5 protein-coding genes are annotated in these 7,253 nt (G+C 46.0%); 2 read left to right on the top strand and 3 right to left on the bottom strand.

Features of this window, described 5'->3' with window-relative positions; genetic code table 11:
* Positions 1-206 precede the first annotated feature (206 nt).
* The 3 genes from V7Q33_RS02370 to V7Q33_RS02360 form a co-directional block, all read right to left on the bottom strand.
* Positions 207-665, bottom strand: a complete 459-nt coding sequence (locus tag V7Q33_RS02370) for a hypothetical protein (RefSeq protein WP_333818777.1) — start codon at positions 663-665, stop codon at positions 207-209.
* 40 nt (positions 666-705) lie between these two features.
* Complete coding sequence (locus V7Q33_RS02365; RefSeq protein WP_333818776.1) at positions 706-3,795, bottom strand: ATP-binding cassette domain-containing protein; 3,090 nt, start codon at positions 3,793-3,795, stop codon at positions 706-708.
* Positions 3,796-3,927: 132 nt separating this feature from the next.
* Positions 3,928-4,803 carry a hypothetical protein gene (locus V7Q33_RS02360; RefSeq protein ID WP_333818775.1) on the bottom strand — a complete coding sequence of 292 codons (876 nt, stop codon included), beginning with the start codon at positions 4,801-4,803 and terminating at the stop codon, positions 3,928-3,930.
* A gap of 115 nt (positions 4,804-4,918) precedes the next feature.
* On the opposite strand from V7Q33_RS02360, the gene V7Q33_RS02355 reads away from it, so the two are divergent.
* The gene (locus tag V7Q33_RS02355; protein ID WP_331975998.1) at positions 4,919-5,578 is read left to right on the top strand and encodes a DUF4159 domain-containing protein; all 660 of its coding nucleotides are present in this window, start codon (positions 4,919-4,921) and stop codon (positions 5,576-5,578) included.
* An 11-nt stretch (positions 5,579-5,589) separates the two neighbouring features.
* Positions 5,590-7,074, top strand: a complete 1,485-nt coding sequence (locus V7Q33_RS02350; RefSeq protein ID WP_333818774.1) for an FG-GAP repeat domain-containing protein — start codon at positions 5,590-5,592, stop codon at positions 7,072-7,074.
* The last annotated feature ends 179 nt before the right edge of the window (positions 7,075-7,253 follow it).

The following is a 7,253-nucleotide window of genomic DNA, read 5'->3' as shown; positions in this document are numbered from 1 at the left end:
GCTGAAGGTGTGAGCGTGAGATTTGATGTGTGCACTACTTTAACATTCGTTGATCGATATTCCTTGTTCGATGCTCTGAAAAATAGCTGCTTACCCATGAACCAGAGGTGCTGCTTCAACATTAGCATTACCTAATTATACTCTCTTCCAGCAGCCAGATGCCTGCAGCCAGCAGCCTTCCTCCTCTCGCAGCTCATAGCTCGCGGCTATTTCTCATGTCCTCCATACCATTCTTCCTGTATAGCATGGAAGAGGTCATGCACCTTGGTAAGTTCTTCGGCAATCACTTTGTCGTCTCCTTTTTTTACGGTCTCTGCAAAGGCAGCAGTGCTGGTCTTGAGATCGTCAAGTTTTTTACGGGTATCATCGTTATCAACTTTTGAAGGCAGCGGAGCACTCACCCACTTTTCTGCAGCACTCGCCAGTTCTGCAGCTTTTGCTTTTGCCGGTTGCAGGTTGGATGAATCTTTATAGGGATGGAAAGCCTCTGCCATCAGCATGTGGAAGTTATCCATTTCCTTCCACTCTTCATCTGTAGCCGATTCTTTTTCGTGCGCATGTTCATGCTCTTTATGTTCTTCGGTTACAGCTTCTTTTTTGCCTGAGCAGGCCGCAAGTATACCGGCTGCGAGTAGTGCAAAAAACATAATCAATCGTATATTCATAACATCGTTGATTGGGTTTGCAAAATAAAAAACTTAGTACCTACGACTTATCTTTACGCTTGTATCTGCGTTGCCCTTCCAGTATACGGATAAAGTGCTTCAGTCCATCGAAGTATAATGTGATAAACAACACTACTGTCATGCTCCAGATCACGGCCAGGTTGAAATATAGCGTATCAAAAGTAGCTCCCAGCAAGTGCTTTGTAGGTTGATACAGATTTGCAGAAAAATCGAACAAGTGTCGCGGCTTGTGTTCATCCTGGTATATCGGATATATCTTCTGCACCAGCCGGCCTTCGTATTCTACAATGCGATCAGCTGCTGATATATTCTTAACGGCATCATTCACAGCTTTATTTTCGTACTCCTGTTTCATCCGCTCAAATTCCGCTGCCAGTGGAGGCGTAGCGGTGAGCGATGCTACCATCTTCTCTTTCGCGGTTACTGCATTATCGCCTCTGGAGCCATAATAGCGTTTGAGCACCGAAAGAAAGCTCATTGTCTTCCGGTATACAGTGGAATCAAATTTACCAATCTCCAATTGGTCCACTTCGGGGAGCTTGTTCTCTCCCACCAGGGCAAGCTCACTTCTGATCTCGTTCTGCAACAACGATAATGTCTCTCCCATCTGAACGTTTTGCTGGTTGCGCCACTGCGACCGGTTATTCAGGCAATACGCCAGTTTCGATTCAAGTGCAGGAATATAGTATACCCGTTTATAGTCTGATTGCGCTGCGACCTTGTCGAGATCATAGAACTGTTTCTCAAACGGATTGTCCTTGAACTGCGTTACCATATACGCTTCAAACGCCCAGCGTGAAGCCATCATCTCACCTGCGGCCGGCACACCTATCGGTTTGCCTACACGTGGATTGAACCGGTCGAAGTTGATTACAACTCCACTCAGCAGCAACTGCGGAATGATGAGCACCGGTATCAGTATATAAATGGTAACTGCGGAGTTGAACGATGCCGATATATTCAATCCCAGCATATTGGCAAAGCACGAGCTGCTGAACAGAATGAACCAGTATCGTAACTCCGTCAACGGTATGCCGAGTATAGCATTGCCAATCAAGGTAAACAGCAAGGTCTGGAACGCCGATATACCAAACATTACCCCGACTTTCGATACCAGGTAACTGCTGCGACTGAGGTGAAGAAATTTCTCCCGCTTCAATATCTTCCTGTCGCGGAATATTTCTTCGGCACTCATAGTCAACCCAAAGAACAGAGCCACCACCACACTCATGAAGAAATATACCGGTATATTATAGTTGTTATAGAAAGTATATTTCGGATTGCCTTCCAGCACATTATAGTATTTCACCATGAACGCGATGAAGAATGCCAGTAAAGGAGCCTGCAGTACGTTGATGATCATATACTGCCGATTGGCCAGCTTCGCCAGCACATCGCGCGTAATGAATATGTTGAGCTGTTGTGCCCAGTTGGGAATCTCCTGCGCCACGGGCAACGCTTCCTGCACGTGCGTGATGCGCGGTATCTTGATCTTCTGCTTAAAGAACTGATACCATTGCCCTGGCGAAACCTTGCGTGTGTTGGTAAGGCGGCCGTACTCGTTCACCACTTTCGTTTCGATCATGCTAAAGATCTGCTCGGGATTTATATTCCCGCATTCAGGACAGGCCCCTTGTGTTTTGTTCGCAGCATGCATAATGTCACGGAAGTACATCACCGCTTCGATCGGGTTGCCATAGTATATCTGAAACCCGCCTACATCCAGGATGAGAAGCGTATCAAACATTTTAAATATATCTGACGAAGGCTGGTGAATTACCACAAACACCATCTTGCCGCGCAACGCCAGTTCCTTCAGCAAATCCATGATGTTTTCAGAGTCGCGTGACGACAACCCGGAAGTAGGTTCATCTACAAACAGGATAGCGGGCTCGCGCAGCAGTTCCAACGCAATGTTCAAACGCTTCCGCTGGCCACCGCTGATGGTCTTGTTCATGGGCGATCCAACTTTCAGGCTTCGTATTTCCGTAAGCCCGAGGTTCATTAACGTACGCATCACCAGCTCCACGAGCTGCCGCTCTTCATAATGACCAAAGCAGAGCTTGGCGGCATAGTATAGATTATCAAATACACTGAGGTCTTCAATGAGCAGGTCATCCTGCGGAACATAGCCGATGATGCCGTGCACCTTGTGTGGCTGCTCGTGTATATTGATACCGTTGATCAGCACTCTTCCACTGGAAGGTTTCTCCGATCCGTTCAATACATTCAGCAAGGTAGATTTGCCTGACCCGCTCGCGCCCATCAACCCGATAAGCTTCCCTCCGCTTTCTGCTATATTCAGGTTTTGTATACCGGCACGCCCTGTTTTAAAATGATAGAACAAGTGATCGGCGGTGAACGTAAGGGTGGTTTGATGCTCCTTCGTCAGGAATTTACCGATGACATCGCTATAGTATATCGGCCCCACTTTATCACCGCGGATCGTGCTCCCGGTTGGAAACACATCGATCTTACGGCTTTTCAACAGAATGCTGTTGAGATATACCGTGGTAATGCCGAGGTATTTTATAAAGTAAGTCTCACTGTCAGACAAGCGAAGCACAGCAATAAGACCGGTAAGGTCTTTTTCAATGAGGCGAGGCCCTTCATACTCTCCCGAACCTTCATCAATGATGAGTACATCTTTCGATTCAAGCTCATCTATATCCTGCCCTACTACAAACTTCTGCAATACATGCACATCGTGCTGCGGTATCTTTAGCGCCTGCCCGATATAAAAGATAAGGTTCCCTTGCCGGTCCGAAATATCATTATCTACAAACAGCAACTCAATGATCTTGATGATGAGCACCAGCTTTTGTTGCATGGTAAGCGCCTGGTTCACCTGCTTCACAATCTGCATGATCTTCGCCCAGTCGTCTACAAACTGCTGGGTGTCTTCATCCAGTGTGCTTAGCTCCTGCCGTGTATTGATCTGGTTGGTCTGGCAGAACTCATCGAATAATTTGAGATAATAATTTGTAGCCTCGCGATTCAGGTGAAGGCTGAGAAACTCCTTGATCTTCGTGCGTTCATCTTCTGTAATACGCTCACGAGCAACGATGGCAAAAAGTTGTATAATGGCCTTGAGCAGTTCTTCACTCATAGATTCAGTCTAGGGTGCGACCAAAATAGTAATTTAAAAGTTAAAAATGCGCACCGTTCAGCAGATCGTCACAAACAAAAAAAGCCGCCTGCATGATGCAGAGCGGCTCTTTATATTTAGGTGCTATGATTGTTACTTCACTGTAACCTGGTGTGTAACTCCGTTCACCGTTACGTTTACATTTTTACAATCGCCTACGCTGTAGTCAATTACAATTTCTTTGGTGCCATCAATCAGGTACTTTTTAACACCTTCTACCGCCATGAAGCATGTGCGCTTATACACCAGGTCTGCCTGCAGCGATACGGTATAGGTTCTGCCGCCGCGGGTTGTACCGCTGGCTGTGCTTGACTTATCGATAATCAATTCATCCTGCAGACGTGTAGCACCTTTCACCCACGACCAGGTGATGTTCGATTCGCGTGTAGCCACAGCATTATCGGGGAAGGTAGCTTTACCACCCGTCAGCACTACGTTAAATTTAGGAGCATCGGCTGTGCTGCCGGTAACATTGGTGGAAGTACGTGTGCCTTCGAGCTTTATTCCGTTAACATAGTAATTATCAGTTGTCTCCACCACAGTCGAACCCGGCTGGAAACGTCTCTTGTAATAAGCAAAGATCAATTTACCGGAACGGATATTACCTCTTGCATCTGTACAGCCCGTTCCAAAGTCAACGGTAATGGTACCTTTAGGAACATCAGCTGTAGAAGCAGCATCGCGCACTAACGTAACCGTTGCGCAGCTGAAACGCTGGTCGTCAACCGTGATCGTAACAGATTCTTCTGTTCTGCCGGTGCTTAACTGGGCATCGCTGGGTGTTGCAATGGCCACGCTTCCCATATCATCCAGGTCCTGGTAGTAAGAATCCGTTACAGCTTCTTCGGAGATATCCTGTGAATCGGATGCTGTTAAACGCTTATCTTCGTCCTGGCAGGATGCCATCAGCGCTATAGCAGCGATCAGGCTTAAAGATGATGATCGGGTGAAGAGATTTGTGATTTTCATAAAATGGTGAATTTTCTGTTGTGTTTGCGGTTTAGATTGTGGCCGGGTTTAAAGGTTTAACACCCGAAAAAAATTATTTTTGGTCATTAAAGAATTTAAACAGGATATTGTAACCATGCGAATAAGATTAATTCTGATTCTGAGCCTTTTATGTGTGCTGGAGAGCGTTGCACAGATCCCTGTAAAGATCGCTAAACTCAAATACCAGGGAGGTGGCGACTGGTATGCCAATAAAACGGCTTTGCCCAATCTGATTGAGTTTTGTAACCGCGAGCTTAACATGGCGCTTGCTGATGAGGAAGATATAGTAGAAGCCGGCAGCCGCGATATATTTTTATATCCCTATATATATATGACGGGGCACGGCAATGTGGTATTCACCGATGCCGATGCCAGCAACCTGCGCAAATACCTGACGGGGGGTGGCTTCCTGCATATTGACGACAATTATGGCCTCGATAAGTTCATACGCATTGAATTGAAGAAGGTATTTCCGGAACTGGAGCTGGTAGAGTTACCGTTCGATCATCCGATCTTTCATCAGAAATTCGATTTCCCGAAAGGTCTTCCTAAAATTCACGAACACGATGGTAAACCTGCGCAAGGCTTCGGATTGATCTACGAAGGGCGGCTCGTAGTATTCTATTCGTATGAATGCGACCTGGGCAATGGCTGGGAAGATCAACGCATCCATAACGATCCGGAAGAAAAACGACAGCAGGCTCTGCGCATGGGCGCCAATATTATAGCCTATTGCTTCACCAATTCCTTATAGTATATAATAGGATGCAGTATTACATTCTTTTCGCCTGCATTGCGTGCATTTGTATACTCTGTGTTACAGCATGCGAAACACCCCGGCAAAAAGAAGAGCGACTCGCCAAACAATACTGCGGAAGCTGCCACTCTTTTCCCGATCCTTCCCTCCTCACCAAAAAAATATGGAAGGAACATGTTTTGCCGCAGATGGCCTTTCGCATGGGCTTCGAAGATATGAAGCTAATTATGCAGCTATCAGATGAAGACCGGAATGTAGTACTGCAAACGCTCCCGGATAAACCTATGGTATCGCAGGAAGAGTTTGATATGATCAGGAATTACTACGACCGCCTGGCTCCTGATGCACTAACGCTTCCCCCTGTTACTGCTACGCAGCCCCTGGAACAATTTGAGCCAACCACGATTTCATTACCGGAACACACGGTACCGCTGGTTACTGTAGTGAAAGCAGATTCGCTGCACAAAAAAGTATATATAGGAACGCGTCTTTCTAAATTCTATACATTGTCTGATCAATTTATTGTCCAGGATTCTGCTGTACTGGAAAGTCCACCCTCCGATATATATTTCCATCGCGACAGCACCTCTATACTGCTCATGGGGATGATGGATCCGAATGATCTGTTGCGGGGCAAGATCGTAACACTGAAAAAGCAGCCTCATACAGTGTTGAGCGGTTTGCAGCGTCCGGTAAATATGCAAGAGACTGATCTCAACAAAGACGGGCTCACAGACTATATCATCTGTTCGTTTGGAAATTATACCGGCGCTTTGCTGGCATACGAAAACCTGGGAAACAACCAGTACAAAAAACATGTACTCATCAATGCTCCGGGTGCCCGCAACACTGTGATTAAAGATGTTGATAATAATGGCTTCCCGGATATTATAGCCCTGATGACGCAAGGCGATGAACGTATCATCATGCTGTTAAACCAAGGTGGCTTCGACTTTCGTGTGAATACAGTGCTGCGCTTCCCGCCGGTATATGGCAGCAGCTATTTCGAGCTGGCAGATTTCAACCGCGATGGGAAACCGGATATAGTATATACGAATGGCGATAATGCCGATTACTCGATCACATTAAAACCGTATCACGGGGTGCGTGTATTTATGAACGATGGCACCAATCATTTTGAAGAGTCTGCTTTTTATCCGCTATACGGTGCCTTTCAATCGCAGACTGCCGACTTCGATAGCGATGGCGACCTTGATATAGCAGCAATCGCTTTCTTCCCTGACTATAAACACCATCCGGAGCATAGTTTTGTATACCTTGAAAACAAGGACGGTAAATTTGTTCCGCATACTACGCTCCTTGCATCAACCGGCCGCTGGATAACGATGGAAGCAATTGATATTGACCGGGATAAAGATATAGATATACTCTTAGGTGCACTCGACTTTGAATACAATGTTCCGCCTTCGTTAATGGAGCAGTGGAGACGGGATAAGACTTCGGTGCTTGTGTTGAGGAATAAACTGCATTAGAATCGTTATCCGTTACAGGTTAATCGTTATTAGGAAGAGTATATTAGCGGTTACCCTAAACGATCTGTGCTATTCTGTGAGGTCTGCGGGAAATAAATGTATTGTATTTTATTCCCACATCCTGATGGCTATCGGGAACAGAATAGCACAGAAAAATAAGTTATTCATTACTGATTAAT

This window comes from Ohtaekwangia sp. (assembly GCF_036786105.1).
Lineage (GTDB): Bacteria > Bacteroidota > Bacteroidia > Cytophagales > Cyclobacteriaceae > Ohtaekwangia.
The sequence above is the reverse complement of the archived record's forward strand: the minus strand, read 5'-3'. Positions and strand labels throughout refer to the sequence as shown.

Excerpts from the sequence above, each read along its gene's own strand:
- V7Q33_RS02370 (WP_333818777.1), bottom strand. The coding sequence starts at position 665 with ATGAATATACGATTGATTATGTTTTTTGCACTACTCGCAGCCGGTATA.
- V7Q33_RS02365 (WP_333818776.1), bottom strand. The coding sequence starts at position 3,795 with ATGAGTGAAGAACTGCTCAAGGCCATTATACAACTTTTTGCCATCGTT.
- V7Q33_RS02360 (WP_333818775.1), bottom strand. The coding sequence starts at position 4,803 with ATGAAAATCACAAATCTCTTCACCCGATCATCATCTTTAAGCCTGATC.
- V7Q33_RS02355 (WP_331975998.1), top strand. The coding sequence starts at position 4,919 with ATGCGAATAAGATTAATTCTGATTCTGAGCCTTTTATGTGTGCTGGAG.
- V7Q33_RS02350 (WP_333818774.1), top strand. The coding sequence starts at position 5,590 with ATGCAGTATTACATTCTTTTCGCCTGCATTGCGTGCATTTGTATACTC.